This is a genomic window from Thermus sp. NMX2.A1, assembly GCF_000511705.1.
GTDB classification, from domain to species: domain Bacteria; phylum Deinococcota; class Deinococci; order Deinococcales; family Thermaceae; genus Thermus; species Thermus scotoductus.
In genome coordinates this window covers 31,547-55,230 of the sequence record NZ_ATNI01000052.1, presented here as the reverse complement: position 1 = coordinate 55,230, position 23,684 = coordinate 31,547, and the positions used below count along the sequence as shown (strand labels likewise).

The following is a 23,684-nucleotide window of genomic DNA, read 5'->3' as shown; positions in this document are numbered from 1 at the left end:
AGGTGGAGGCCACAGGGGAGCCCTTGATCCTCACGGACCGGGGCCGGCCTGTCTTGGTAGTCCAGCCCTACCGGGAGGAGGACGACCTAGACAGGCTTAAGGGGACCCTGGTGTTTTACCAGAACCCCTTGGAACCCACGGGGGAAGCCGTATACTTAGACCATGCGCGGCCTTTCCCAAAGGGTTAAGGGCATGAAGCCTTCGGCCACGGTGGCGGTAAACGCCAAGGCCCTGGAACTGAGGCGCCAGGGGGTGGACCTGGTGGCCTTGACGGCGGGGGAGCCGGATTTTGACACCCCCGAGCACGTGAAGGAGGCAGCCCGGCGCGCCCTGGCCCAGGGGAAGACCAAGTATGCGCCCCCGGCGGGGATTCCCGAGCTTCGGGAGGCCCTGGCGGAGAAGTTCCGAAGGGAGAATAGCCTTGCCATCGCCCCGGACCAGACCATCGTCACCGTGGGGGGGAAGCAGGCTCTCTTTAACCTCTTCCAGGCCATCCTGGACCCCGGGGATGAGGTGATCGTCCTGGCTCCTTACTGGGTGAGCTACCCGGAGATGGTGCGCTTTGCCGGCGGGGTGCCGGTGGAGGTGGAAACCCTTCCCGAGGAGGGCTTCGTGCCCGATCCCGAGCGGGTGAAAAGGGCCATCACGGCCCGCACCAAGGCCTTGGTGGTGAACTCCCCCAACAACCCCACGGGGGCGGTCTATCCCCGGGAGGTTCTCGAGGCCCTGGCCCGGCTTGCCCTGGAGCACGACTTCTACCTGGTTTCCGACGAGATCTACGAGCACCTCATCTACGAGGGGGAGCACTTCTCCCCGGGGCAGCTGGCGCCTGAGCACACCATCACCGTGAACGGGGCGGCCAAGGCCTTCGCCATGACCGGCTGGCGCATCGGCTACGCCTGTGGCCCCAAGGCGGTCATCAAGGCCATGGCGGACGTTTCCAGCCAGTCCACCACCAGCCCCGACACCATCGCCCAGTGGGCCACCCTCGAGGCCCTCACCAACCAGGAGGCCTCGAGGGCCTTTATCGAGATGGCCCGGGAAGCCTACAGGAGGCGGCGGGACCTTCTCCTTAAGGGGCTTTCCGAGATCGGGTTGAAGGCGGTGCGCCCGAGCGGGGCCTTCTACGTCCTCCTGGACACCTCCCCCTTCGCCGAGGACGAGGTGAAGGCAGCGGAGAGGCTCCTTGAAGGGGGGGTGGCGGTGGTGCCGGGCACGGACTTCGCCGCCTTTGGGCACGTGCGTCTCTCCTACGCCACCAGCGAGGAAAACCTGAAGAAAGCCCTGGAGCGCTTTGCGCGGGCTTTGCAAAGAGTCTAGGCCCTCAGGTTCCATCCCAGACCGGGAGGGCCTCCAGGGAGAAGCGCCTTAGGGCCTTGGGGTCAGAAAGCCGCTTGCTGGCATCCAGGATTTCGATGCCCAAAAGTTTTCCCTCGGCATCCCAGTCCAGGGCAATGCCTTCTCCCACCTCTTCCACGGTGGCCGGCCCCTCGCCGAAGGCGATGTACAGGGCATCGGCCTCGAGGTCATAGGTAATCCGCATGGCTTTCCTCCGCTGTGGCCCTGCGAGTACCCTGGGTAAGCCGGATAAGTCTCTTGGGCATGCCCCTGGACTCTAAAAGCGGCGCTTCCGCCTGGGAGCCAGGAGGAGCAGGGCCGCCCCCACCGTCACGCACACATCCGCCAGGTTGAAGACGGGGAAGGTGGCGATAAGAGGGATGGAGGTTCCCAGGTCCAGGTAGTCCACCACCCAGCCGCGGCCCAGGCGGTCTATCCCGTTACCCAGAGCCCCCACGGTGATGAGGGAAAGGGCCAGGGTTTGCCAGAAGACATAGCGCCTTCGGGCCAGAAGGTAAAGGAGGAGGGTCCCCACCCCCAGGCTGAGCCACCCCAGGAGGAAGGCCCGGCCCTCGAAAAGGCCAAAGCCCGCCCCCGTGTTCTTGACCAGGGTGAGGTAGAGGAGGTCTCCCAGAAAGGGCCTCGGCACCGGGGAGAGGTTTTCCAGGGCCCAGAGCTTAAGGATCTGGTCAAAGGCGAGGAGGAGGGGCACCAGGATCGTGGGCATCCCCTAGAGTCTACCCAATGCCCCCCTTTGTGCTATACTCCATAGGGTTTGCCTTCGGGCACGGGAGGGTCTTATGTCCAAGGTGTGCGAGATTAGCGGAAAGAGGCCCATCGTGGCCAATAGCATCCAAAGGCGGGGTAAGGCCAAGCGGGAAGGGGGCGTGGGTAAGAAGACCACCGGCATTTCCAAGCGTCGGCAGTACCCCAACCTGCAGAAGATCCGCGTCCAGGTGGCGGGTCAGGAGATCACCTTCCGGGTGGCGGCGAGCCATATTCCCAAGGTTTATGAGCTTCTGGACCGGGCCAAGGGGCTTAAACTGGAGGGCCTTTCCGCCAAGGAGATCAAGGAAAGGCTCTTGAAGCTACTCTAAGGCCTTCCTCCCTTGGAAAAGCCCCCCTTGGGGGGCTTTTTTTGTAGCATGGGTTCATGGTCTGGAAGCCGGGGCATTATCTCCTTCTGGCCCTGGCCCTCTACAGCCTGGTGGTCACCCTGGGGTTTTCCCTAAGGGGAAGGCAGCTTGCCAGCCTGCGCCAGGAGGTGGGGAGTCTAAGCCAGAAGGCGGCCCTGGCGCCCGAGGGGTATGTTCTTCCCCTGCCTGGGGCCTGCCTGCCCACCAGGCCCGAAAACCTCCCGGGTGCGCCCCGTCCCTACCGCAAGGGGGTAAGCGCGGGCTTCGTGTTCATCCAAGGGGATGCCTGCGTGCCCGTGGTGCGGGGGATGGGGGTGGTGGCCGCTTTTGGGGGAGAGGTGGTGAGGGTGGAAGGGGATTACAAGGAGCCTTCTGCTGAGGAGTACCAGAGGCTTCTGGAAGCGGTGCGAAACGGGGCTTCCCCGGAGCAGATGGACCTCCTAAGGGGCCTCGAGGTTTGGATCCGCCACCCGGATGGCCGCACCAGCCTCTACGCCCACCTCGAAGGGCCCTACCCTGGCCTTAAGGTGGGGCAGAGGGTATACCGGGGGGATCCCGTCGGCTATGTGGGCAATACCGGGCTCATGGGAGGGGCTCCCAGGCTTCTTTTTGAGATCTGGGAAGGGGAGCCCGACCGGGGAAGGTTCCTCTTTCAGGGCCTGTCCCGGGAGGAGCTCCTCGAGGAGGCCAAGGCCTTCTTCCGCTTAGAATAGCCCCATGCGCGAGGCTTTCGCCCGGGTATGGGAGAACCCGTATGTGCGGGTTCTCGTTTACCTCCTATTCTTCTTCCTCCTCTACCGCTTTCTCCTCCGGGCCTGGCCTGCCCTTTCCATCCTCCTCACCGCCTTTGCCATCGCCTACCTCACCCATCCCGTGGTGCGCTTCTTTGAAGCCAAAAGGCTTCCCCGGCTTCTGGGGGTGGTCCTGGTCTACCTGGGCCTGGGCCTTTTCCTGGGCCTCGCCTCCTTCCTCACCGCCCAGACGGTGCTGGAGCTCTCCCGCCTGGCTCAGGAGCTTCCTGCGCTCCTGGATCCCTTCCTTTCGTGGCTGCTGGACCTGCCCAATCGCGTTCGGACCATACCCATTCCCGAAACCCTAAGGCCCGTGCTGGCCGAGGCCAGCCGTAACCTCCAGGGCCTTTTGCAGGGATTTTTGGAAACCCTGGTTCGCTGGCTTCAGGGGCTTCTCTCCCAGGGGGGCAACCTCCTGGGCTTTTTCACCTCCTTGCTGGGCGGCATCTTCCAGCTCCTCACCGCCCTCACCCTTTCCATCTACTTCCTCTACGACCTGCCGCGCCTGGCCCAGGCCGCCCTGAAGGTGTTCCCGGAACCCTACCAGCCCCTGGTGGCCGAGCTGGCCCATAAGCTGGACCAAAGCGTGGGGGGGTATGTGCGGGGGCAGCTTTTGGTGGCCTTTCTGGTGGGGCTTCTTGTGGGGGTGGGGCTATGGCTGGTGGGGGTTCCCCTGGCCGCCAGCCTGGGTTTTCTGGCCGGGGTCTTTAACCTGATCCCCTTCGTGGGGGTGATTGTCTCCGGGGTGCCCGCCCTGCTCCTGGCGGCCACCGGGGGGTGGGGCAAGGTGCTTTTGGCCCTTTTGGTCCTCTGGCTGGCCAACCAGCTGGAGGGGAACCTCCTCGGGCCTTTCATCGTGGGCCGCTCCACCCGGCTTCATCCGGTGACCGCCATCGCCGCCATCTTGGTGGGGGCCACCCTTTTTGGCCTCTGGGGAGCGCTTTTAGGGGTCCCTACGGCTGCCTTCCTCAAGGTGCTTTTGGAGGAGTACTACAAGAAAAGCCGGTTCTACCGGGAGGGCTAGGTTATGGTCAGGGCCCCCGCCTTGGCAAAGCCAAGGTGGGGTGGCCTCACCGGGGTCCCCGCCCTGGCGCAAGCCAGGGCGGGGTGGCTTTACCAGTGCCCCCCCGCCGCCATGGCCTCCCGGAACCAGGGGGGTATCTCCTTGCCAAAACGCCTTTCGGCAAACTCCCGGGCAAAGGCCCCGTAGCTTCCTTGGCGGATGGCCTCCCGGGCCCTTTCCGTGAGGCGGTGCAGGAAGCGGAGGTTGTGCAGGGAAAGGAGGATGCCTCCAAGCATCTCCCCGGCGCGCACCAGGTGGGCGATGTAGGCCCGGCTGAAGGTTTGGCAGGCGTAGCAATCGCAGCCCTCTTCCAGAGGCCGTTTGTCCTCCAGGTACTGGGCGTTTTTCAGGTTTATTCGCCCTTCCGGGACCAAGGCCGAGCCGAAGCGGCCCGTGCGGGTGGGGTAGACGCTGTCAAAGAGGTCTACCCCTAGGCCCATGGCCGCCACCAGGTCCTCGGGGTGCCCCACCCCCATGAGGTAGCGGGGCTTTGCCTCGGGAAGGATCTCCGTGGAGAGGGCCACCATAGGGAACATCTCCTCCTTGGTCTCCCCCACGGCTAGGCCCCCGATGGCGTAGCCGGGAAGATCAAAGCGCAGGGTTTCCCGGGTGGCAAGGGCCCTAAGCCCGGCATCCGTCCCTCCCTGGGCGATGCCGAAGAGGGCCTGGTCGGGCCGGGTTTTGGCCTTCAGGCTCCGCTCCAGCCAGCGCAGGGTGCGCTCTAGGGAAGCCTTCAGGTATTCGGGGGAGGAGGGGTAAGGAGGACACTCGTCAAAGGCCATGATGAAGTCTGCCCCCAGGGCTTCCTGGATAGCGATGCTTCGTTCCGGGGTGAGACGGATCAGGCTTCCATCCAGGTGGCTTTGGAAGACCACCCCTTCCTCGTCAATGCGCCGCAGGTGCCCCAGGCTCATCACCTGGAACCCCCCGGAGTCCGTAAGCCAAGGGCCATCCCAGCCGGCAAAGCGGTGCAGTCCTCCCAGGGCCCTCACCCGCTCGGGCCCCGGACGGAGGAGGAGGTGGTAGGTGTTGGCCAGGAGCACCTGGCTGCCGATGGCCTTCAGGTCCTTGGGCAAAAGCCCCTTCACCGAGCCCTGGGTGCCCACGGGCATGAAAAGAGGGGTTTCCACCCTTCCGTGGGGGGTGGTGAGAAGGCCTACCCGGGCCCGGCCAGAGCGGGCTTGGATGGCGAAGCAAAAGGGATCCATCAGGCTTTGGAAAAGCGCCGCTCCACGTAGTCTTCCAAAAGGGCCAGGAAGTCCTGGGCCAGGTTCTCCCCCTTGAGGATGGTGAGGAGCTTCCCATCCGCGTAAACCGGGGCCTTGGGCTCTTCCCCGCTTCCCGGCAAGGAGATGCCGATATGGGCGTGGCGGCTCTCCCCGGGGCCGTTCACCACGCACCCCATCACCGCCACCTTGAGCTCCTCCACCCCCGGGTACTTCGCCCGCCATTCGGGGAGCCTGGCCCTCAGGTGGGCGTTTACGGTTTCCGCCAGTTCCTGGAAGAAGGTGCTGGTGGTGCGGCCGCACCCCGGGCAGCTGGTGACCTCCGGGGCGAAGCTTCTAAGGCCCAGGGCCTGGAGGATCTCCTGGGCCACCTCCACCTCCTTGGTGCGGGGCTCCCCGGGGGCCGGGGTGAGGGAGATGCGGATGGTGTCCCCGATGCCTTCCAGAAGCAGGGGAGCAAGGGCTGCGGTGCTGGCCACGATCCCCTTCACCCCCATTCCCGCCTCGGTAAGGCCCAGGTGAAGGGGGGCTGGGGTGCGGCGGGCCAGCTCCCGGTAGACCCATACCAGGTCCGGGGCCTTGGACACCTTGGCGGAAAGGACGATCTTATCCTCCCCTAGACCCAGCTCCCGGGCAGCCTCATAGGCCCGCACGGCGCTTTCCACCAGGGCTTCCAGGAGGACCTCGTGGGAGCTTTTGGGCTCAGGGCGGCGGGCGTTTGCCTCCATGAGCTCGGTGAGGAGGGCAGGGTCCAGGCTTCCCCAGTTGGCCCCGATGCGCACGGGCTTGCCCAGGTCCAGGGCGATCCTTACCATCTCGGCGAAGTTCTCGTCCTTATGCCGCCCCCGGCCCAAGGTGCCCGGGTTGATGCGGAACTTGTCCAGGGCCTCGGCCATTTTAGGGTACTTCCTGAGGAGCAGGTGGCCGTTGAAGTGGAAATCCCCCACCAGGGGCACCTCCACCCCCTCCACGAGGAGCCTTTTCCTGATCTCCGGGACGGCCCGGGCCGCCTCCTCGTCGTTCACCGTGAGGCGCACGATCTCGCTTCCCGCCCGGTAGAGGGCCAGGATCTGCGCCGTGGTGGCCTCCACATCCTGGGTGGGAGTGTTGGTCATGGACTGCACGGCCACGGGGTGGGCGCCCCCTAAGGGAACGCGTCCCACCCAGACCGTAGGGGTAGGTCGCCTCATCCTTCCTATGGTAGCGGAAGGGAAGCCTACGGGCTAAGCCCTGGCGACGGGGGCTTCATTCCAGCTCCATCCCCATGATGTGGTACCCGGCGTCCACGTAGACCACTTCTCCGGTGATGCCGCTGGCAAGGGGCGAGAGGAGGAAAAGCCCCAGGTTCCCCACCTCCTCCTGGGTGATGTTGCGCTTTAGGGGGGCCACCTGGGCCACCCGGTCGTACATCTTCATGAAGCCCGGGATGCTCCTTGCGGCCACGGTGCGCACGGGCCCGGCGGAGATGGCGTTCACCCGCACCCCCCTGGGGCCAAGTTCGTAGGCCAGATAGCGGACGCTGGCCTCGAGGGCCGCCTTGGCGATGGCCATCACGTTGTACTTGGGCACCACCTTCTCGCTGGCGTAGTAGGTGAGGGTGACGAGGCTTCCCCCTTCCCTTAGGAGGGGTTCTGCCCGCTGGGCCACGGCCACCAGGGAGTAGGCGGAGACCTCGAGGGCCAGAAGCCAGTCCTGGCGTTTCGTGTCCAGGTACCGCCCCTCCATGGCCTCCCGGGGGGCGAAGGCGATGGCGTGGACCAGGTAGTCCAGCTCCCCCCAGGCCCCCTTGATCCCGGCGAAAAGCCGGTCCAGCTCTTCGTCCTTGGTGACGTCCGCCTGGAAGGTGAGGGCGTTAAGGGGAGCGGCCAGCTTCTCCACCTCCTCTTTGAGCCTTTCCCCCTGGTAGCTAAAGGCCAGCTCCGCCCCTGCCTGGTGGAGCTTCTCGGCGATGGCGTAACCCAGGCTCCGCTGGTTGGTGACGCCCATGATGAGGGCTTTTTTGCCGGAAAGGTCCAGGGTGAGCATGGGGGGATTATACCCAAGGGTTAAGGGACCCTGCTTAGGGTGAAGGGGAGCTTTGTTGTTCCACGTTTTCCAGAAGAAGAGTCCACGCTTCCTTCAGGGACAGGACCCATACCCCCCGTATCTTCCGCCCCATGAGGGAACCGAAATGCTTGCGGTCGCCGGTGACGAGAAGGTCCGCCTTGGCTGCCCAGGCGGCTGCCAGAATGGGAGCGTCCTTCGGGGGCAACCCCTCCCTCAGGGCCTGGCGTACCAGGCGGATGGGCGCCTCAGGAACCCGTTCTACCCTGAGGGATAGTTCCTCAAGGACCTTGAGGGTTTCCGGCCGCTTTAGGCTTAGGTTTCTTCGGGCTTCCTCCAGGGCGTGTGAGGAGGTTAGGAGGTGGACTCCTGCCCTTTGCGCCAGGAGGAAGAGGCTTCTGGCCCTTCCCTCCTGCCAGGCTGCGGCGAAGAGGACATTGGCATCCAAGAAGAGGCGCATTAGCGCTCGCCCAGGGCTTTGGCCAAGCGTTCCCTTTCCTCCTGAGTAAGCTGGTCCTCCTCCAGAAACTCTCGGATGCGGGCCTGGGAATAGATCTCCACGGGATAAACCCCGGCGGGCCGAAGCACGATGGCTCCCTCAGGGGAAACCTCCACCAGGAGGTAGGCTTCCCCCTCGAGGCCCAAGGCCTTGAGGAGGCGCTTGGGAATGGAAACCTGTCCCTTGCGGCTGAGCTTGGCGAGCTCCATGCCTTTAGCTTACCCGATTTCCCTGAAATTTGGTTTCCTTACTTTCGGTAAACCGAAGGCTGGAGCTCGGCAATTTTGGGATAGGCCGACGGCCCCGGTTTCAACTGGAGGCCGGGGTTTGCTCGGCCTGGTACCTGGCCAGCCAAGCGTTGAGGGTGGCCGGGGAAACCCCGCGGATGGCCTCCACCTTGCCGTTCCACTCCAGGACCACCCCGGCGGTGGGGCTTCTCACCAGCTCGCTGATCTTCCTGGCCGCTTCCGGGTCCTGCCGGGCGTTGACGAACTCAAAGGGCACGCCCTTTTGCGCCAGGAACATCTTCACGATCTCGCAAGGACCGCAGCCGGGGATGCCGTAAAGCCGCACCATACCCCACCATGGTACCACAAGGGCTCCTTCCAGGGAGGTACAATAAAAGCATGGGGGAGGTTTCGGATAAGACCCACTATGTGGTGCAGGTGGGATCTAAGGGTCGAGTGGTCCTCCCGGCGGAGGTGCGGGAAGCCCTGGGGCTTAGGGAGGGGGATCGCCTCCTCTTGCGCTGGCGGGAGGAGGGCACCCTCGAGCTGGTGAGCTTCCGCGAGGTGGCCCATCGGGCCAGGGGCCTTCTCAAGGGCCTGGCGCCAGGGGTGAACCTGGTGGACGAACTCATCCGGGACCGGCGGGAGGAGGCCCGGAAGGAGGACCTGGAGTGAGGGCGGTGCTGGACGCCTCGGCCTTGTTGGCCCTGCTTTTGGATGAACCCGGAGCCCAGCGGGTGGAGGAGGCCCTAGCCGAGGGAGCGGCGATAAGCGCTGTCAACCTGGCGGAGGCGCTTTCCAAACTTGCCGAACGGGGAGGGGATCCCAAGGGGGTTCGGGATCGGTTGAAGCGGGAAGGGATTCTGGGGGAGGTCCTGGTGGTCTTCCCCTTTACCGAGGAGGATGCCCTTGGGGTGGCCCGCCTTCGCCCCCTCACCCGCTCCTTGGGGCTTTCCCTGGGGGATAGGGCCTGCTTGGCCTTGGCCCAGCGCCTGAGCCTGCCGGCCCTTACCGCCGACGCTTCCTGGGGTGCCCTTTCCCTGGGGGTGGCCGTGGAGGTGGTGCGCTAGCCGGCTAGAATGTAGGCCATGCGCCTGGTGGACCGCCACCCCGAGGTGGATCTGGAAAGACTTCTGCAAAGCTTTGTGCCCCCACCCCGCTTCCAATCCGCCACCTTCGCCACCTATCGGCCCGATCCCCGCTATCCTTCCCAGACCCTGGCCAAGGAGCGCCTGCGACGATGGATCAAGGACCGCCCCCGGGGCTTCCTCCGGCCCCGGCTTCCCGGCCCCCAAGGGATCTACCTGGACGGGGGCTTTGGCGTGGGGAAGACCCACCTCCTGGTGGCTGCCTACTGGGAGGCTCCGGGCCCTAAGGCCTTCCTCACCTTTGAGGAGCTCACCTACACCCTGGGCCTCATGGGCCTAAGGGAAGGGGCCAGGCGCTTTGCCGCCTTGCGCTACCTTTTCCTGGACGAGTTTGAGCTGGACGACCCCGGCAACGCCCAGATGATCACCCACTTCCTGGCCCTCACCATGGATAGGGGCCTGCGGGTGGCCACCACCTCCAACACCCCGCCCGGGGCCTTGGGGGAAGGGCGGTTTAACGCCGAGCAGTTCAAGCACCAGATCCAAAGCCTCGCCCGGCGCTTCGCTGTGGAGCGCATAGAAGGGGAGGATTTCCGCCACCGCGACCCGGACCGGTTTCCCGAACCCCTTTCCGATTGCAGGCTCCTTCCCCTCTACCGGGAGGACCCCCGCCGGAAGACCCTGGACGCCTTTCCCGAGCTTCTCGCCCACCTGCGCGCCTTACACCCCATCCGCTACCGCTACCTGCTGGATGGGGTGGAGGCCGTCTACCTTAAGGGCCTCGAGGCCATCCCCGACCAGAACGACGCCCTACGCTTCGTGCACTTCGTGGACCAGGTGTACAACCTGGGGGTGGACCTCCGGGCCTCCGGGGTGCCTCTCAAGGAGGTGTTTCCCGAGACCTACCGGCACGGGGCCTTTGCCAAGAAGTACGGCCGGGCCCTTTCCCGGTTGGCGGAGCTTTTGGGGTAGCATGGAGGCATGGAGCTGGCAGAAAGGCTTTCGGAACTGGCCCAGGCCCTATCCCAGGCCAGCGCCGCGGTGGGGATCCTCGAGGCCATAGAGGAGGTCTTGGACGATTACCAGGACGGGGAGCTTTCCCTAGAAGAGGCCATGGAGGAGATCCAGGGCCTGGTGGAGGAATTCCAGGCGGTCCGGGCCCTTTCCGAGATGACCCCGGAGGAGCTCATGGCCCTGGCCGAGGAGGAAGAGGAGGAAGAAGAAGGGGGCTTGAGGTCTTAATGAAGGTCACGGCCATCGTCCTGGACTCGGTGGGCCTGGGATATCTGCCGGATGCCCCCTTGTTCGGGGACGAGGGGGCGGACACCCTGGACCACACCGTGCTGAAGACCGGGGTGGAGCTTCCCCACCTGGCCGCCCTGGGCCTGGGGTGGGTTCCCGGGGTCCATACCCTTCCCCGGCCTGAACCCCAGGGGGCTTTTGGCCGCATGCGGGAGGTGAACCCCGGCAAGGACACCACCACCGGGCACTGGGAGTTCGTGGGGGTGTACTTGGAAAAGCCCTTCCGCACCTACCCGGAGGGCTTCCCCGAGGAACTCCTTAGGGCCTGGGCCGAGGCCATCGGGGTGAAGGGATGGCTTTTGAACCGGCCCTATTCGGGCACCGAGGCCATACGGGACTACGGCGAGGCCCACCTGAAGACGGGTTTCCCCATCGTCTATACCTCCGCGGATAGCGTCTTCCAGGTGGCCGCCCACCTGGAGGTGGTGCCCCTGGAGGAGCTTTATCGCTATTGCCAGGTGGCCCGGGAGATGCTGGTGGGCGAGCACCAGGTGGCCCGGGTCATCGCCCGGCCCTTCGCCGGGGAACCCGGGAACTTCTACCGGCGGGAGGATTTGCGGAAGGATTTCGCCCTGGAGCCCCCCAGGAACGTTCTGGACCTCCTGAAGGAGGGGGGCCTCGAGGTGGTGGGGGTGGGGAAGATCCCCGACATCTACGCCCATAGGGGCTTCACCCGGGAGGTGAAGACCAAGGACAATACCGACGGCCTGGAGAAGACCCTGGCCCTCATGCAAGAGCCTTTTTCCGGTCTCCTCTTCGCCAACCTGGTGGACTTTGACGCCAAGTACGGGCACCGAAGGAACCCGGAGGGGTACGCCCGGGCCCTTAAGGAGGTGGACGATTTCCTTCCCAGGCTTATGGAGGCCCTGGGCCCGGAGGATCACCTCTTTCTGGTCTCCGACCACGGCAACGACCCCACCTTCTTCGGCACCGACCACACCCGGGAGTACGGGATGCTCCTCTGGGTGGGCCCGGGGGTGAAGGGGGACCTGGGTACCCGGGAGAGCTTTGCGGATCTGGGGGCCACCTGGGCCAGGCTGTTTGGCCTCACCTGGGAGGGCCCTGGGAAAAGCTTGGTGTAGGCCATGCCCCTCACCTGGCGCGACGTCCTGGATATCCTTCTCGTTGGCATCCTCTTTTATTACCTCTGGCGCCTCATGGCGGGAACCCGGGCCCTGAACCTGGTGCGGGGGGTCTTGGTCTACCTGGTGGTCTGGTTTCTGGCCAGCCTCCTTGGGCTTTCCACCCTTTCCTGGCTCTTGGGGAACGCCGCCACCCTAGGGGCCTTCGCCCTGATCGTGGTCTTCCAGCCCGAACTCAGGGGGCTTTTGGAGCGCATCGGCCGGCCTCAGGGGCCCAGGGCTCCTTCTTTGGCCCTGGAGGAGCTCCTCTTGGGCCTGGCCCGGCTTTCCGAACGGCGCTACGGGGCCATCCTGGCCCTGGAAAGGCGCACCCCCCTGGGGGAGTATGCGGCCACGGGGGAGATCCTCGAGGCCAGGCTTTCCGCCCGGCTACTCCAGACGGTGTTCTACCCCGGCACGCCCTTGCACGACGGCGGGGCCATCCTGAGGGGGGATCGGCTTTTCGCCGCGGGGTGCGTCTTTCCCCTCTCCGAGGCCCGCATGGGCCTGGGCACCCGGCACCGGGCGGCCTTGGGGCTTTCCGAGGTTTCCGATGCCCTGGTGATCGTGGTGAGCGAGGAAACAGGGGCCATAAGGCTGGCGGAGGGGGGAAGGCTTTCCCCACCCATGAGCCTCGAGGCCCTGCGGGAGAAGCTCAAGGAGGTGCTCCGTGCGTGACTGGGGGAGCTTCCTCATCGCCCTTTTGGCGGCTTTTGCCGTCTGGTACTCCTTAAAGGAAAGGGCCCCGGTGGTGGAGCGGGCGGTGAGCGTGCCCCTCCAAGTGGTGGGCCTTGGGGGGGAGCGCACCGCAGAGGGAGTGCCCAAGGAGGTCATGCTACGCCTGAGGGGGCCAGCTCCCCTGGTGGAGGGGGCCAGGCTTCCCGTGTCCGCCTACCTGGACCTCTCCGGGGCCGAGGGGGCCTTTTCCCGGGAGGTGCGGGTGGCCGTGCCCCAGGGGGTGGAGGTTTTGGAGATCCGCCCTGCCCGGGTGGAGGGCCGGGTGGAGGCCCTCCTCACCCGCACCCTGCCGGTGGAGGTCCTTTCCCAGGGGGCGTGGGTGGAAACCCAGCCCGCCTTCGTGGAGGCTAAGGGGCCGAGAAGCCGGGTGGAGGAGGCGGTGGTGGCCTTGGGCCTGGACCTTGGAGGGGATACGGTGGCCCTTACCGCCTTTGGCCCCCAGGGGCCCCTTCCCGGGGTGGAGCTTCTTCCCGCCCAGGTGCAGGTGGTGTCCCGGGAGGCCCCCCTCTTCCGCAAGCAGGTCCCCCTGGTCCTGAAGCCCCCGGCGGGCTTAAGGGTGGTGGACTATGCCCCCAGGGCCGTGGAGGTGGTGGGACCCAAGGAGGCTTTGGCGGGCTTGACCCAGGTGGAGGCGAGGCTGGAAGGAAGCTTCCGCCCGGGAGAGGTTTCGGCTCCCTTGATCCTTAACCTGCCTCCGGGGGTGAGGGTCTTGGGGGAGGTTTTGGGTAGGGTGCGGCTTGCGCTAGAATAGGTGGGATGATTTACCCCATCCGCCTTTACGGGGACCCGGTGTTGCGCAAAAAAGCCCGGCCCGTCCAGGATTTTCAGGGCCTCAAGAAGCTTGCCGAGGACATGCTGGAGACCATGTTTGAGGCCCGGGGAGTGGGCCTGGCCGCACCCCAGATTGGGCTTTCCCAGCGCTTCTTTGTGGCGGTGGAGTACGCCGATGAGCCCGAGGGGGAGGAGAGGCCCCTCCGCGACCTGGCGCGCCGGATTTACGTGGTGGCCAACCCGGTGATCACCCACCGGGAGGGGGAGGTGGAGGGGCTGGAAGGGTGCCTCTCCCTCCCTGGCCTCTACGCCGAGGAGGTACCCCGGGCGGAGCGGATCCGGGTGGAATACCAGGACGAGGAGGGAAGGCCCCGCGCCCTGGAGCTGGAGGGGTATATGGCCAGGGTCTTCCAGCACGAGATTGACCACCTGGACGGTATCCTCTTCTTCGAACGCCTGCCCAAGGCCAAGCGGGAGGCCTTCCTGGAGGAAAACCGGGCGGAGCTGGCCCGGATGCAGAAGGAGGCCAGGGCGCTTTTGAAGGAGCTTTCCCAGGGATGAGGGTGGCCTTTTTCGGCACGCCTGCCTGGGCGGTGCCGGTTTTGGATGCCCTAAACCGCCACCACCAGGTGGTCCTGGTGGTCACCCAGCCGGATAAGCCCAAGGGCCGGGGCCTCAAGCCCGCTCCCAGTCCGGTGGAGGAGTACGCCTTGGCCCACGGGCTTCCCCTTTTGAAGCCCGAACGCCTCAAGGGGAACCGGGAGTTTCTGGAGGCCTTTAAGGCCGTGGCCCCGGAGGTGGCGGTCACCGCCGCTTACGGCAAGATCCTTCCCAAGGAGGTCCTCGAGGTTCCCCCCTTGGGATTTTTGAACCTCCATCCCTCCCTTCTTCCCAAGTACCGCGGCCCGGCCCCGGTGCCCTGGGCCCTCATCCACGGGGAAAGGGAAACCGGGGTGGCCATCATGAAGACCGAGGAGGGCCTGGACACCGGCCCCCTTTACGCCCTCTGGCGCACGGAGATAGGCCCCGAGGAGGATGCGGTGGCCCTTTCCGAGCGCCTCAGGGACAAGGGCATAGAGCTTCTTCTTTGGGTCTTGGAAAACCTTCCCCACCTCACCCCCACGCCCCAGGAGGGCGAGCCCTCCTATGCCCCTCTCCTCACCAAGGAGGAAGGGCGTATCCGCTTTGCGGATAGCGCCCAGGCCATCTACAACCGCCACCGGGGGGTGCAGCCCTGGCCGGGAAGCTACTTCTTCCACGGGGGCAGGCGGGTGAAGGTCCTGAGGATGCGCCCCGAGCCGGGGGCGGGGGAGCCTGGGGTGGTGCTGGGGGTGGACCGGGAAGGGGTCTTGGTGGGTACCGGGGAGGGAGCCATCCGGCTTTTGGAGGTCCAGCCCGAGGGAAAACGCCCCATGCCCGCCGCCGACTGGGCGCGGGGGTATGGGGTAGGGCCGGGTACCCGCTTGGAATGAGGGGCTTCCCCAACCTGGTTTAGCCGGGTTGGGGCCTTAAAACTCCTCGTCCCACTCCACGATGGTTTCGCTGGTGAGGGTGGTGGCGGATGGCCTTTGGTCTTGGGTGGCGATTACCTCCCGCCCCCGCTCTTTGAGAAGGCCGAACTGGGCGGCGATGCCCCTGAGGCCGGCCCCGGCGAAGGCAACAACGAGGAAGGCGGAGATTCCCCAGGCCAGGTAAGGCACCAAGCCTTGGGCAATGGAGAGGTTGGCCAAAAGGCCCAGGATGGGCAAGCCCCCGTACTCCGCCAGGATGGAACCCGTGTAGGAAAGCCCTTCCGCCAAAATGGGGAGAGCTAGGAAGAGGAAGGCTAGTCCCAGAAGCGTCCAGTACACATTTCTGCCGCTGAAGGTGATCCAACCCAAATAAAGGGGGAAGAAGGCCAGGGCCGATGCGAGGAGGAACAGAATGGCCCGGGGAATACCTAGGAGGAAAAGCTGAAGTTGGACCTGCAGGGTGTGCCAAGGACCCAGGGAACTTCCCAGAAGGCGTTCTTCGATTTCCTGAATCTCGCCCAGAAGAACGGTGAAGTCTACCGTGCGCAAGCCCACTGCGTTTTGCATGGCCAAAAAGAGACGGTCGGCACGTTCGGCCAGCTCAGGGGCGTAGGCTCCCACCACCGGATAGACCTTCAGGCGAAAACGGCTATAGGCATAGCTCAGTTGAGCCCGGGCTCGGTTGTACTGGCCCGCTTCGGTATAAAGCTGGGCCTGGGCGAGGCTACTGCGCACCTCGTCCAGAAGGTCCAGCCAGTTGATCAGACTGGGGATGGCCAGGCGTTGCAAAGTCTCGCCTATGCGGGTAGCGGCCTGAGGATCCAGGCGAAGGAGGCTGACTTCCTCCCGGATCTCCTGGGGAAGGGGGCTTTCTGCCGGGGATACTTGACCGGATGAAGGGGCAGGGGGGGAGGGCGGGGAAGCCGCTGGAGGCGTGGTGGAGGGTTTCCCTGCAGGGGAACCCGTAGGGGATTGGGCTGAAGCGGGTGGAGGTGCGGACGTAGCCATAGGGGAAGGCGCCGCCAGGGTTTGCAGATGCTTCCGCCAGGCCAGGGTCTTTTCCTGCAAATCCCTTACCGAGGGTCGGAAGTCCTCCCCGCTGGAAACCTTGCCCAGCGCCTGGATGAAGTCCTGGGCTTTAAGGGTGCTTTGGGGGCTATCCTGGATCACCAAAAAGCGGGCGTAGGCTCGGGCCAGGGCCAGGTAGGCCTGGGGTCGGGAGCTGGCGGAAAGAGCCTGGCCCAGGTCCTCGGTCATGAGTTGCAGGTAGCCGGCTTCCAGCCTGCGCTGGGCTTCTTCGGGCGCCAGGTTTTCCGCTCCCTGGGCCAGAGACTGGGGTAGACCGGTGGCCCGGACCAGGCGGGTGAGGTAAGGGGCTTTTTGGCCAGCGGGAGCCTGGAAGAAACCATCGTAAAGGGCCTTACCCAGCAGGTGGCGCACCAGGAGGAGACGGGCCTCGAGGTCCACCCGGCTTTGCCTAAGCACCGCCTGCCGGGCATCCTGCAGGTGCAACAGAGTGGCGTCGCGCAACACGGGGGGAAGCCCCTTGCTTTCCTGGCGCAGAAGGCTTTGCGCCCGGTCCAGGGCGGCAAGGGCCTGGGTGGGGTTTTCCAGGCGCACCTGCCTTAGGGCTTCCTCCAGGCGGTCGTAAACCTGGGGCAGGGGGGCGGCCAAGGCCAGAAGGCCGAGGAACCAGGCTAGGGCTAACCATCGTTTCATCCGCTGACCTCCGCTAGGGATATGAGCCGCCTCAAGGCGTGAAGGAGGCGGCCGATGTTGGCTTCCTTTCTGGCGAGAAGGCCGATGTATCCCTGGGCCAGGGGTCTTAAGGCCACGATTTCCCTCTCCAAAATGGCGTAGAAGACCCCATATCCCTGGCGCCTGAGAAGGGGGTAGGCCAGGTCCAAGGGGACGGGCTCCCCGGAAAAAAGCTCCTCCTTGCCGTTTTTACCCGCCACCACCACCCCCGTCACCCCCTCCAGGCGGGCAAGCCTTTTGGCCAGGTGCTGGCGGGCCAAGGGATCCTCGAGGTCCACAGCCTCCACGGGTAGCTCTTCTTCCCCGGTTTCGGTGGCCTCGGCTTCCGCCACCTGGGAAGCGGCGAGCTCCCTCCATTCCCGGGCCAGGGCCTTAAGCTCGGGGGGCATTTCCCGGAAGGGCAGGAGGCGGCGGAGCTCAGGCCAGAGGGTTTCCTCTAGAAGGTGCGCCCACTCCCCTGGCGAGGTGGGCCTCCTCTGGGCCAAGGCCCGCCTCAGCAGGTTTTCCGCAGCCCGGGGGGAAACATACCGGCTCAGAACTTCCAAAAGGCTTTCCTCGTTCACCGCCATAGAGGGCACCCTGGGGCTTGCCAATCTGCCCTTCAGAGTGTACCATAACCTCTGCCCGAGGGATCGGGCAAAAGCCGCTGGGGTGTCGTCTAACGGCAGGACAGCGGACTCTGGATCCGCCGGTCGTGGTTCGAGTCCACGCACCCCAGCCAAAACCTGGCCCCATCGACTAGTGGTTAGGTCACCGCCCTTTCAAGGCGGCGGCGGGGGTTCGAGTCCCCCTGGGGTCACCAGAAGCAGTCCGAGCCGCGCGCGGCCCCATCGTCTAGAGGCCTAGGACACGGCCCTCTCAAGGCCGAGACGGGGGTTCGAATCCCCCTGGGGTCACCAGATGCGGCTCGGATTGCCTTTATGCCCGGTCCAGATTTCCCTTGACGGATGCCCCGGGCCTGGGGGAAACTGGGTGGGCTATACCCCCACTAGGTATGTGGGGGGTGTAACCTGGACGAAGGAGGAGGGATCCATGGAGTTCACCCTCACGGGGCTTGCGGGAAGCGGGGAAAAGGAGGAGCGGTACGACGTGGTCATCATCGGCGGCGGGCCTGCGGGCCTCACCGCGGGGATTTACGCCGGACGGGCCCAGCTGAAGACCGTCATCCTGGAAAAGGGCCTGCCCGGAGGGCAGATCGCCCAGACCGACGAGGTGGAGAACTACCCCGGTTTCCCCGAGGGCATCTCCGGGCCGGAGCTGGCCAGCCGCATGGTCCAGCAGGCGGAGAAGTTCGGGGCCAGGATCGTCATGGACGAGGTGCTGGGCCTCGAGGCCCAGGACGGGGGTTTCCTGGTGCGGGGGTTTGAGCGCTCCTACTTCGGGCGCGCGGTCATCATCGCCACCGGGGCCAATCCCAGGAAACTCGGGGTGCCCGGGGAGGAGAAGTTCTATGGCCGGGGGGTATCCACCTGCGCCACCTGCGACGGCTTCTTCTACCGCGATAAGGAGGTGGTGGTGGTGGGGGGTGGGGATGCGGCGGTGGAGGAAGGCCTTTTCCTCACCAAGTTCGCCCGCAAGGTAACCCTCATCCACCGCCGGGACGAGCTGAGGGCCAACAAGGTGGCCCAGGCCCGGGCCTTCCAGAACCCCAAGATGCACTTCCTCTTCTCCCATATCGTCACCGAGGTCCTGGGGGAGGATCAGGTAACGGGGGTGCGCCTTAAGAACCTGAAGACGGGGGAGGAATACGTCTACCCCACGGATGGAGTCTTCGTCTTCATCGGCCACGAGCCCAACACCGCCTTCCTCAAGGGGGTGGTGGAGCTGAGGCCCGATGGCTACATGGCGGTGCGGGATGAGGTGTTCACCTCGGTGCCGGGGATCTTCGCCGCTGGGGATGTGGCCGACCCCATCTATCGGCAGCTCACCACCAGCGTGGGGGCGGGCACCCGGGCGGCCATGATGGCGGAGCGCTACCTGGCGGAGGCCCATGAGAAGGTAAAACCCTAGGGTCGGGTAGGGTGCGGGGCCTGGGGCTTTTGGGGCTTTTTCTTTGGGGTTTGGGCCTGGCCCAGGCCCCCATCCTTTACCTGCCCCTGGACGACCGTCCTCCCAACTGGGGCCCATGCGCCTGGGAGCGGGTGGCCTGCCCTCCCCGGGAGGTCTACCGGGGGCCTGAGGGGGCCGATCTTGCCGCCTTAAGGGCCTGGCTTTTGGCGAGCCCGGGGGAAAAGCTGGTGGCCAGCCTGGATGCCCTGGCCTACGGCGGGCTTCTCCAAAGCCGCCACCTGGCCCTGCCGGCGGAGGATGCCCTAGCCCGGCTTGGCCCTTTGCTCTCCTGGAAAGTCCGCTACGGAGGGGAACTTCTCCTTTTCGGGGTGGTGCCCCGTTGGGACGCCACCCAGCGGCAGAGAAACCTGGCGGTCCTCGAGGCCTTGGCCTCCTGGCCAGGGCTTCCCGGGGTTTATCTGGAGGCAGTTTGGGACGATGCCCTGCGCAACTCCCCCGCCCCCAGAGAAGCCAGGGCCCTTCCCTACCCCAGCCGGCCCGGGGCGGACGAGGCAGGACAGGTCCTGCTCTTAAGGGCGTTGAGACCAGGCCTAAAGGTGGCGGTGGTTTACGAGGACGAAGCCTTGGCGGAACGCGTCACCCCTTATGAGGGGATTCCCTTACGGGATACGGTGATGGGGCTCCTCCAGAGCGCCCTTGCCCAAAGGGTTTCCCTGGAAGAGGGGCCCGACCTGGTCCTTTACGTGTACGGGGGCCGGAATCCCAGAAAGGCCACCCACGACCTGCTTCGCCTCATGCCCCGTTTTCCCGTGGCCCTGGCGGATCTTTCCCGGGTGAACCGGGGGGATCCTGGCCTCATGGCCTACCTGGTGGGCCTTGGGCTTTACCCTCGCCTTGCCTCCTACGCCTCCTGGGGTACCCCAGCCAACAACCTGGGAAGCGCCCTGGCCCAGGGGGGGCTTTTCCTGAAGGACCCAGAGGGGCGGCTTAGGCGCCTGGCCGAGGCCTACTTCGCCTACTGGTGGGGGGAGGTGGGCCGCCCTTGGGTGCGGGCTCGCTTCCCTGAGCCCTTGCCCGTGGAGGCCCAGGAGGTGGCGGCCCTTTGGCCGTACCTGGAGCTGGAAGGGTACCGGGGGGACCTCGAGGGCCTGCGCTTCCCCTGGGAGCGATCTTTTGAGGCCGAGGCTCGCTTGGGTTTGACGACTCTTTCCCTTGAGTTTGGGGGCAGGGCCCGGCCTACCTGGTAAAGTGAAGGGCGTTATGACCCCTGGTCAGCCCGAAGGGCTAGATGGCGTAAGCCTCGAGGCGCGGGAGCTAAGGCGCCTTCAGGCCTTGGCTGAGGCCTGGCGTCTTTTGGCTCCCCTGGAGCGGCCGGAGGAAGTGTACCGGACCATGGTGGAAACCGCCAAGGGGGCCACCCGGGCGGTTTCCGTTCTCCTCTTCCTCTACCGTCCCCAGGAGGATGCCCTCGAGCTGGTGGCGGCCGCCGGCCTAAGCCAGGACAAGGTGGGCCTCAGGCTTCCCCGGGGAAAGGGCGTCTCCTGGGTGGTGCTGGAGAAGGGGGAGCCCCTCTACCTGGCGGATGTGACCCAGGATCCTCGGGTCATCTTTCTTTCCGGCAGGCCCCAGCCCGGAGTCTATTTGGGCGTACCCTTGCGGAATGCGGAAGGAAAGGCTTTTGGCGTGCTTTCCATGGACACCGCCGGGGGCGTGGGGGAGATCCTCCCCGAAGAGGAGTTTTGGATCCAGGCCCTGGCGGAGGCGGCGGGTTTGGTCTTGGGCCGCATAGAGGCCTTGGAGCGGGCCAAGGCTGAGGCCTCCCGGGCCCAGGCGCTTCTTGAGCTTTCCCTGGCCCTGGAGGCAGCCCGCGATCCCCTGTCCATGGCCAAGGAAGCCCTGGAAACCCTTCTTCGCCTCACCCCTTACCACGCCGGGGCCCTTTACCTGTTCCAGGAGGGAACGGTGCGGCCTGCGGTGATAGCGGGGCGGTACCCTGAGGGCTTTCCCCGGCTTTACGAGGAGCATCCTATTCATTTTGGTGAGGGGCTTCTAGGCCACCCCAGATTGTGGGAGGGGCCAGTGTATGTGGAGGACTACGCCCGCTTTCCCAAGGCCCTGGGGCTCTATGCGGAAAGCGGGCTTCGCTCCGCCCTCCTGGTGCCCCTTAAGCCCGAGGGCAGGCGGTATGGGGTTTTGGCCCTGGGTTCCTTTGGGAAACCCGTTCCCTACCGTCCTGAGGATGAAGGGGTGTTGCGGATGGTGGCGGGCAGGCTGGAGGAAGCCTTGGAGCGCCTTTCCCACCTGGACACCCTGAGCCGGACCCGGGAAGCAGCCCTAAGGGCCTTGGCCCGGGCCCTCGAGTACCGGGACCTGGAAACCAAGGGGCACACCGAGCGGGTGGCGGAACTTTCCTTGCGGCTGGGAAGGGCCGTGGGGTTTCCCGACCTGGAGGGCCTTCGCTTGGGAGCCTACTTCCACGATCTGGGCAAGCTGGCCCTGCCCGACAGGATCCTCCGCAAGCCTGCGGTCTTGCAGGCCGAGGAGTGGCGGGTGGTGAGGACCCATCCTGAGGTGGGCCTGGATATCCTCAAGAATCTGCCGTTTCTTCCAAAAACCACCTTAAACGTGGTTCTTTACCACCATGAGCGCTGGGATGGCTCGGGCTACCCCAAGGGGCTAAAGGGGGAGGAAATCCCCCTCGAGGCCCGCATCTTTGCGGTGGCGGATGTGTACGACGCCCTCCTTTCCGAGCGGCCCTACAAGCGGTCCTGGACCCCCGAGGAAGCCCAGAAGGAACTTGGGGCCCAGGCTGGAAGGAGCCTGGACCCCAAGCTGGTGGCGGTGTTTTTGGACCTAGCCCGCTAGCCTACTCCACGGTGACGCTCTTGGCCAGGTTCCTGGGCTGGTCCACGTCCCGCCCCAGCAGGACGGCGATCTCGTAGGCCAGAAGCTGCAGGGGCACCACGCTCACGATGGGGGCCAGAAGGGGGTGGACCTCCGGCACGGGGAACACATCCTGGGCCAGTTTCCCGATCTCTCCATCCCCCTCGGTGGCGATGGCGATCACCTTGCCGCCCCTCGCCCGCACCTCCTGGATGTTGGACAGGGTCTTCTCGTAAAGGGGCCCCCGGGTGGCCAGGACCACCACCGGCAGGTGCTCGTCGATCAGGGCGATGGGCCCGTGCTTCATCTCCCCGGCGGGGTAGGCCTCCGCATGGATGTAGCTGATCTCCTTGAGCTTCAGGGCACCCTCATAAGCCGTGGGGGCCTGCACGTGCCGACCCAGGAAGAGGAAGTCCTGGGCCTGGTGGTACTTCTCCGCCAGGTGGGCGATGAGGGGACGTTTTTCTAGGACTTCCTCCACCAACCGGGGAAGCTTGCGCATCTCCTTCAGGAGGACCTGGGCTTCTTCCTTGCTGAGGATTCCCCTCCTTCGGCCAAAGTGGATGGCCAGCATGGCCATGGCGGAAAGCATGGCGATGTAGGCCTTGGTGGAGGCCACCCCGATCTCGGGGCCCGCGTGGATGTAGAGGACGTCCTCCACCTCCCGGGTGATGCTGGAGCCCTTGGCGTTGATGACCCCCAGGGTCCTGGCCCCCTTGGCCTTGGCTTCCCGTAGGCCCTCCAGGGTGTCTATGGTTTCCCCCGACTGGCTGATGGCGATGGCCAGGGTTTTAGAGTCCACCACGGGGTCCCGGTAGCGGTACTCGCTGGCCACGTCCCACTCCGTGGGGATGCGGGCCAGGGCTTCCAGGAGGTACTTGCCGTACCAGCCGGCGTAGGCGGCGGTGCCGCAGGCGATCACGTGGATGCGGTCGATGGCCAGGGGGTCGAGGCCAAGGCCGAGCTCCACATCCCCTTCCTCCTCCCTGAGGCGCCCCCCTAGGGTGTTTTCCAGCACCCAGGGTTGCTCGTAGATTTCCTTGAGCATGTAGTGGGGGAAGCCTCCTTTCTCAGCGGCCTCGAGGGTCCAGTCAATCTCCACCACCTCCCGGGGTAGGGGATGGCCCTCGAGGTCCGTGACCACCACTTCCTCCCGGGTGATGCGGGCCAGGTCCCCGTCGTGCAGGAAGATGACCCGGCGGGTGTAGGGAAGGAGGGCGGGCACGTCCGAGGCTAGAAAGTTCTCCCCCTCCCCCAGGCCGATGACCAGCGGGCTCACCGTGCGGGCGGCCACCAGCTCCTGGTGGTCCTTGTGAACCGCCACCACCGCATAGGCCCCCCGCACCTCCTTAAGGGCCTCCCTAAAGGCCTCAAAGAGGTCGCCCTGGTACTTTTCCTCTATCAGATGGGCCAGGACCTCGCTGTCGGTATCCGAGGCGAAGCGGTGCCCCCGCGCCCTTAGGGCCTCCTTAAGCTCCAGGTAGTTTTCAATGATGCCGTTATGGATCACGGCGATGGTGCCGTCCTCCGTGGTATGGGGGTGGGCGTTGGGGTCGGTGGGGGCACCATGGGTGGCCCAGCGGGTATGGCCTACCCCCAAGGGGCCTTCCAGGTGCTCCTCTTTAAGAGCCCTTTCCAGGGCGGAAAGCTTCCCCGAGCGCTTCACCACCTTAAGCCCCTCCGGGGTCCGCACCGCTACCCCGGCGGAGTCGTACCCCCGGTACTCTAACCTCCTAAGGCCATCTATGAGCACATCGGTGGCGTTGCGAAAACCGATATAGCCTACGATCCCACACATATAGCGTCCTTGGGGGTGGCCAGGCGCTTGGCCACCCAGAACCTCCCATCCTTTCGCCCTGCCCCGCGGTTGTCCCTCCAGAGGGCTTTCCCTTGGGGCTTTTCTCAGGCGGGCGGGGCGGGCACACCCCGGGCGGCATCCGCGGATTCCTCGATCTTTCCCGGTCTTGGCCGGTTATCCCCATTCTCGGGGTCCGCCACCTCGTCAGGCCTTTTCGGCCCCCTGCGCTTCCCGCCTTCCTCCTGCCTTTGGCTTGCCGGCTTTTTGCTTCCTCCCACCTCCCTCCTTCGGCGGAGTATAGCAAAACCTTAAGGCCAAAAGGCTTGACAAGGTCTGGGTGAGGCTTTTATGATACCAGCGGACGCAAGGTGAAAGTTCTTT

28 protein-coding genes and 3 tRNA genes are annotated in these 23,684 nt (G+C 65.4%); 20 read left to right on the top strand and 11 right to left on the bottom strand.

Features of this window, described 5'->3' with window-relative positions:
- Positions 1-2 precede the first annotated feature (2 nt).
- Both TNMX_RS04550 and aspC read left to right on the top strand, forming a co-directional pair.
- The gene (locus TNMX_RS04550; protein WP_015718310.1) at positions 3-188 is read left to right on the top strand and encodes a type II toxin-antitoxin system prevent-host-death family antitoxin; all 186 of its coding nucleotides are present in this window, start codon (positions 3-5) and stop codon (positions 186-188) included.
- Positions 163-1,320, top strand: coding sequence for an aspartate/prephenate aminotransferase (aspC, locus tag TNMX_RS04545; protein WP_038029949.1), 1,158 nt, complete (start codon positions 163-165; stop codon positions 1,318-1,320). Before TNMX_RS04550 ends, aspC begins: the two co-directional genes overlap by 26 nt.
- A 4-nt stretch (positions 1,321-1,324) precedes the next feature.
- Here aspC and TNMX_RS04540 read toward each other — a convergent pair whose 3' ends face one another.
- Positions 1,325-1,543 carry a DUF2283 domain-containing protein gene (locus TNMX_RS04540; RefSeq protein ID WP_038029948.1) on the bottom strand — a complete coding sequence of 73 codons (219 nt, stop codon included), beginning with the start codon at positions 1,541-1,543 and terminating at the stop codon, positions 1,325-1,327.
- 72 nt (positions 1,544-1,615) lie between these two features.
- Positions 1,616-2,065, bottom strand: coding sequence for a signal peptidase II (lspA, locus tag TNMX_RS04535; RefSeq protein ID WP_015718307.1), 450 nt, complete (start codon positions 2,063-2,065; stop codon positions 1,616-1,618).
- A 73-nt stretch (positions 2,066-2,138) separates the two neighbouring features.
- On the opposite strand from lspA, the gene rpmB reads away from it, so the two are divergent.
- The 3 genes from rpmB to TNMX_RS04520 are packed head-to-tail and all read left to right on the top strand — an operon-like array spanning position 2,139 to position 4,289.
- Positions 2,139-2,435, top strand: coding sequence for a 50S ribosomal protein L28 (gene rpmB / locus TNMX_RS04530; protein ID WP_015718306.1), 297 nt, complete (start codon positions 2,139-2,141; stop codon positions 2,433-2,435).
- Positions 2,436-2,491: 56 nt separating this feature from the next.
- Positions 2,492-3,187 (top strand): M23 family metallopeptidase, encoded by a 696-nt coding sequence (locus TNMX_RS04525; protein WP_038029946.1) that lies wholly within the window; start codon positions 2,492-2,494, stop codon positions 3,185-3,187.
- A 4-nt stretch (positions 3,188-3,191) separates the two neighbouring features.
- A complete protein-coding gene (locus tag TNMX_RS04520) occupies positions 3,192-4,289 on the top strand; it encodes an AI-2E family transporter (protein ID WP_015718304.1) in 1,098 nt (365 codons plus the stop codon).
- Positions 4,290-4,378: 89 nt separating this feature from the next.
- Here the strand turns inward: TNMX_RS04520 and tgt are convergent, their stop codons facing one another.
- The 6 genes from tgt to TNMX_RS04490 form a co-directional block, all read right to left on the bottom strand.
- Positions 4,379-5,536, bottom strand: coding sequence for a tRNA guanosine(34) transglycosylase Tgt (gene tgt / locus TNMX_RS04515; RefSeq protein ID WP_038029944.1), 1,158 nt, complete (start codon positions 5,534-5,536; stop codon positions 4,379-4,381).
- Positions 5,536-6,744, bottom strand: a complete 1,209-nt coding sequence (gene ispG, locus TNMX_RS04510) for a flavodoxin-dependent (E)-4-hydroxy-3-methylbut-2-enyl-diphosphate synthase (RefSeq protein ID WP_015718302.1) — start codon at positions 6,742-6,744, stop codon at positions 5,536-5,538. Before ispG ends, tgt begins: the two co-directional genes overlap by 1 nt.
- A gap of 55 nt (positions 6,745-6,799) precedes the next feature.
- Positions 6,800-7,579 carry an enoyl-ACP reductase gene (locus TNMX_RS04505; RefSeq protein ID WP_015718301.1) on the bottom strand — a complete coding sequence of 260 codons (780 nt, stop codon included), beginning with the start codon at positions 7,577-7,579 and terminating at the stop codon, positions 6,800-6,802.
- A gap of 34 nt (positions 7,580-7,613) precedes the next feature.
- A complete protein-coding gene (locus TNMX_RS04500) occupies positions 7,614-8,057 on the bottom strand; it encodes a putative toxin-antitoxin system toxin component, PIN family (RefSeq protein ID WP_015718300.1) in 444 nt (147 codons plus the stop codon).
- Positions 8,057-8,305 carry an AbrB/MazE/SpoVT family DNA-binding domain-containing protein gene (locus TNMX_RS04495; RefSeq protein ID WP_015718299.1) on the bottom strand — a complete coding sequence of 83 codons (249 nt, stop codon included), beginning with the start codon at positions 8,303-8,305 and terminating at the stop codon, positions 8,057-8,059. Before TNMX_RS04495 ends, TNMX_RS04500 begins: the two co-directional genes overlap by 1 nt.
- 100 nt (positions 8,306-8,405) lie before the next feature.
- Positions 8,406-8,672, bottom strand: a complete 267-nt coding sequence (locus TNMX_RS04490) for a glutaredoxin family protein (RefSeq protein ID WP_038029942.1) — start codon at positions 8,670-8,672, stop codon at positions 8,406-8,408.
- Between the two features lie 50 nt (positions 8,673-8,722).
- Between TNMX_RS04490 and TNMX_RS13535 the strand changes: the two genes are divergently transcribed.
- The 9 genes from TNMX_RS13535 to fmt are packed head-to-tail and all read left to right on the top strand — an operon-like array spanning position 8,723 to position 14,815.
- On the top strand, positions 8,723-8,998 hold the full coding sequence (locus TNMX_RS13535; RefSeq protein WP_015718297.1) for an AbrB/MazE/SpoVT family DNA-binding domain-containing protein: 276 nt from the start codon (positions 8,723-8,725) through the stop codon (positions 8,996-8,998).
- Positions 8,995-9,393 (top strand): type II toxin-antitoxin system VapC family toxin, encoded by a 399-nt coding sequence (locus TNMX_RS04480; RefSeq protein WP_015718296.1) that lies wholly within the window; start codon positions 8,995-8,997, stop codon positions 9,391-9,393. The genes TNMX_RS13535 and TNMX_RS04480 overlap by 4 nt, the downstream gene beginning before the upstream one ends.
- An 18-nt stretch (positions 9,394-9,411) precedes the next feature.
- The gene (zapE, locus tag TNMX_RS04475; protein ID WP_038029938.1) at positions 9,412-10,383 is read left to right on the top strand and encodes a cell division protein ZapE; all 972 of its coding nucleotides are present in this window, start codon (positions 9,412-9,414) and stop codon (positions 10,381-10,383) included.
- Positions 10,384-10,392: 9 nt separating this feature from the next.
- A complete protein-coding gene (locus TNMX_RS04470; RefSeq protein ID WP_038029936.1) occupies positions 10,393-10,653 on the top strand; it encodes a hypothetical protein in 261 nt (86 codons plus the stop codon).
- Complete coding sequence (locus TNMX_RS04465; RefSeq protein ID WP_038029933.1) at positions 10,653-11,795, top strand: phosphopentomutase; 1,143 nt, start codon at positions 10,653-10,655, stop codon at positions 11,793-11,795. Before TNMX_RS04470 ends, TNMX_RS04465 begins: the two co-directional genes overlap by 1 nt.
- 3 nt (positions 11,796-11,798) lie before the next feature.
- On the top strand, positions 11,799-12,512 hold the full coding sequence (gene cdaA / locus TNMX_RS04460; RefSeq protein ID WP_028493723.1) for a diadenylate cyclase CdaA: 714 nt from the start codon (positions 11,799-11,801) through the stop codon (positions 12,510-12,512).
- Complete coding sequence (locus TNMX_RS04455) at positions 12,505-13,323, top strand: YbbR-like domain-containing protein (RefSeq protein ID WP_038029931.1); 819 nt, start codon at positions 12,505-12,507, stop codon at positions 13,321-13,323. The genes cdaA and TNMX_RS04455 overlap by 8 nt, the downstream gene beginning before the upstream one ends.
- 5 nt (positions 13,324-13,328) lie before the next feature.
- Positions 13,329-13,904 (top strand): peptide deformylase, encoded by a 576-nt coding sequence (gene def / locus TNMX_RS04450; RefSeq protein ID WP_015718290.1) that lies wholly within the window; start codon positions 13,329-13,331, stop codon positions 13,902-13,904.
- Entirely contained in the window at positions 13,901-14,815 is a 915-nt protein-coding gene (gene fmt, locus TNMX_RS04445; protein WP_038029929.1) for a methionyl-tRNA formyltransferase, read from the top strand. Before def ends, fmt begins: the two co-directional genes overlap by 4 nt.
- Positions 14,816-14,851: 36 nt before the next feature.
- Here the strand turns inward: fmt and TNMX_RS04440 are convergent, their stop codons facing one another.
- On the bottom strand, positions 14,852-16,573 hold the full coding sequence (locus TNMX_RS04440) for a hypothetical protein (RefSeq protein WP_038029926.1): 1,722 nt from the start codon (positions 16,571-16,573) through the stop codon (positions 14,852-14,854).
- Complete coding sequence (locus tag TNMX_RS04435) at positions 16,570-17,181, bottom strand: hypothetical protein (protein WP_253269368.1); 612 nt, start codon at positions 17,179-17,181, stop codon at positions 16,570-16,572. Before TNMX_RS04435 ends, TNMX_RS04440 begins: the two co-directional genes overlap by 4 nt.
- 78 nt (positions 17,182-17,259) lie before the next feature.
- Between TNMX_RS04435 and TNMX_RS04430 the strand changes: the two genes are divergently transcribed.
- The 6 genes from TNMX_RS04430 to TNMX_RS04405 all read left to right on the top strand — a co-directional run bounded on the left by TNMX_RS04430 (position 17,260) and on the right by TNMX_RS04405 (position 21,487).
- Positions 17,260-17,333: transfer RNA gene (locus tag TNMX_RS04430), tRNA-Gln, on the top strand.
- 6 nt (positions 17,334-17,339) lie between these two features.
- A tRNA-Glu gene (locus tag TNMX_RS04425) sits at positions 17,340-17,414 on the top strand.
- Positions 17,415-17,435: 21 nt separating this feature from the next.
- A tRNA-Glu gene (locus TNMX_RS04420) sits at positions 17,436-17,511 on the top strand.
- A gap of 133 nt (positions 17,512-17,644) precedes the next feature.
- Entirely contained in the window at positions 17,645-18,622 is a 978-nt protein-coding gene (trxB, locus tag TNMX_RS04415; protein ID WP_038029922.1) for a thioredoxin-disulfide reductase, read from the top strand.
- Between the two features lie 11 nt (positions 18,623-18,633).
- Positions 18,634-19,869, top strand: a complete 1,236-nt coding sequence (locus tag TNMX_RS04410) for a DUF4127 family protein (RefSeq protein ID WP_038029919.1) — start codon at positions 18,634-18,636, stop codon at positions 19,867-19,869.
- 13 nt (positions 19,870-19,882) lie between these two features.
- Positions 19,883-21,487: an HD domain-containing phosphohydrolase gene (locus TNMX_RS04405; RefSeq protein WP_038029916.1), complete on the top strand. Its 1,605-nt coding sequence runs from the start codon at positions 19,883-19,885 to the stop codon at positions 21,485-21,487.
- A 1-nt stretch (position 21,488) separates the two neighbouring features.
- Here the strand turns inward: TNMX_RS04405 and glmS are convergent, their stop codons facing one another.
- Complete coding sequence (gene glmS / locus TNMX_RS04400; RefSeq protein ID WP_038029914.1) at positions 21,489-23,303, bottom strand: glutamine--fructose-6-phosphate transaminase (isomerizing); 1,815 nt, start codon at positions 23,301-23,303, stop codon at positions 21,489-21,491.
- Positions 23,304-23,684 lie beyond the last annotated feature (381 nt).

Excerpts from the sequence above, each read along its gene's own strand:
- trxB (WP_038029922.1), top strand. The coding sequence starts at position 17,645 with ATGGAGTTCACCCTCACGGGGCTTGCGGGAAGCGGGGAAAAGGAGGAG.
- def (WP_015718290.1), top strand. The coding sequence starts at position 13,329 with ATGATTTACCCCATCCGCCTTTACGGGGACCCGGTGTTGCGCAAAAAA.
- zapE (WP_038029938.1), top strand. The coding sequence starts at position 9,412 with ATGCGCCTGGTGGACCGCCACCCCGAGGTGGATCTGGAAAGACTTCTG.
- TNMX_RS04440 (WP_038029926.1), bottom strand. The coding sequence starts at position 16,573 with ATGAAACGATGGTTAGCCCTAGCCTGGTTCCTCGGCCTTCTGGCCTTG.
- rpmB (WP_015718306.1), top strand. The coding sequence starts at position 2,139 with ATGTCCAAGGTGTGCGAGATTAGCGGAAAGAGGCCCATCGTGGCCAAT.
- TNMX_RS04490 (WP_038029942.1), bottom strand. The coding sequence starts at position 8,672 with ATGGTGCGGCTTTACGGCATCCCCGGCTGCGGTCCTTGCGAGATCGTG.
- TNMX_RS04505 (WP_015718301.1), bottom strand. The coding sequence starts at position 7,579 with ATGCTCACCCTGGACCTTTCCGGCAAAAAAGCCCTCATCATGGGCGTC.
- glmS (WP_038029914.1), bottom strand. The coding sequence starts at position 23,303 with ATGTGTGGGATCGTAGGCTATATCGGTTTTCGCAACGCCACCGATGTG.
- tgt (WP_038029944.1), bottom strand. The coding sequence starts at position 5,536 with ATGGATCCCTTTTGCTTCGCCATCCAAGCCCGCTCTGGCCGGGCCCGG.
- TNMX_RS04540 (WP_038029948.1), bottom strand. The coding sequence starts at position 1,543 with ATGCGGATTACCTATGACCTCGAGGCCGATGCCCTGTACATCGCCTTC.
- TNMX_RS04495 (WP_015718299.1), bottom strand. The coding sequence starts at position 8,305 with ATGGAGCTCGCCAAGCTCAGCCGCAAGGGACAGGTTTCCATTCCCAAG.
- TNMX_RS04405 (WP_038029916.1), top strand. The coding sequence starts at position 19,883 with ATGACCCCTGGTCAGCCCGAAGGGCTAGATGGCGTAAGCCTCGAGGCG.
- TNMX_RS04520 (WP_015718304.1), top strand. The coding sequence starts at position 3,192 with ATGCGCGAGGCTTTCGCCCGGGTATGGGAGAACCCGTATGTGCGGGTT.
- ispG (WP_015718302.1), bottom strand. The coding sequence starts at position 6,744 with ATGAGGCGACCTACCCCTACGGTCTGGGTGGGACGCGTTCCCTTAGGG.
- TNMX_RS04500 (WP_015718300.1), bottom strand. The coding sequence starts at position 8,057 with ATGCGCCTCTTCTTGGATGCCAATGTCCTCTTCGCCGCAGCCTGGCAG.
- aspC (WP_038029949.1), top strand. The coding sequence starts at position 163 with ATGCGCGGCCTTTCCCAAAGGGTTAAGGGCATGAAGCCTTCGGCCACG.
- TNMX_RS04465 (WP_038029933.1), top strand. The coding sequence starts at position 10,653 with ATGAAGGTCACGGCCATCGTCCTGGACTCGGTGGGCCTGGGATATCTG.
- TNMX_RS04470 (WP_038029936.1), top strand. The coding sequence starts at position 10,393 with ATGGAGCTGGCAGAAAGGCTTTCGGAACTGGCCCAGGCCCTATCCCAG.
- TNMX_RS13535 (WP_015718297.1), top strand. The coding sequence starts at position 8,723 with ATGGGGGAGGTTTCGGATAAGACCCACTATGTGGTGCAGGTGGGATCT.
- TNMX_RS04525 (WP_038029946.1), top strand. The coding sequence starts at position 2,492 with ATGGTCTGGAAGCCGGGGCATTATCTCCTTCTGGCCCTGGCCCTCTAC.
- fmt (WP_038029929.1), top strand. The coding sequence starts at position 13,901 with ATGAGGGTGGCCTTTTTCGGCACGCCTGCCTGGGCGGTGCCGGTTTTG.
- cdaA (WP_028493723.1), top strand. The coding sequence starts at position 11,799 with ATGCCCCTCACCTGGCGCGACGTCCTGGATATCCTTCTCGTTGGCATC.
- TNMX_RS04435 (WP_253269368.1), bottom strand. The coding sequence starts at position 17,181 with ATGGCGGTGAACGAGGAAAGCCTTTTGGAAGTTCTGAGCCGGTATGTT.
- lspA (WP_015718307.1), bottom strand. The coding sequence starts at position 2,065 with ATGCCCACGATCCTGGTGCCCCTCCTCCTCGCCTTTGACCAGATCCTT.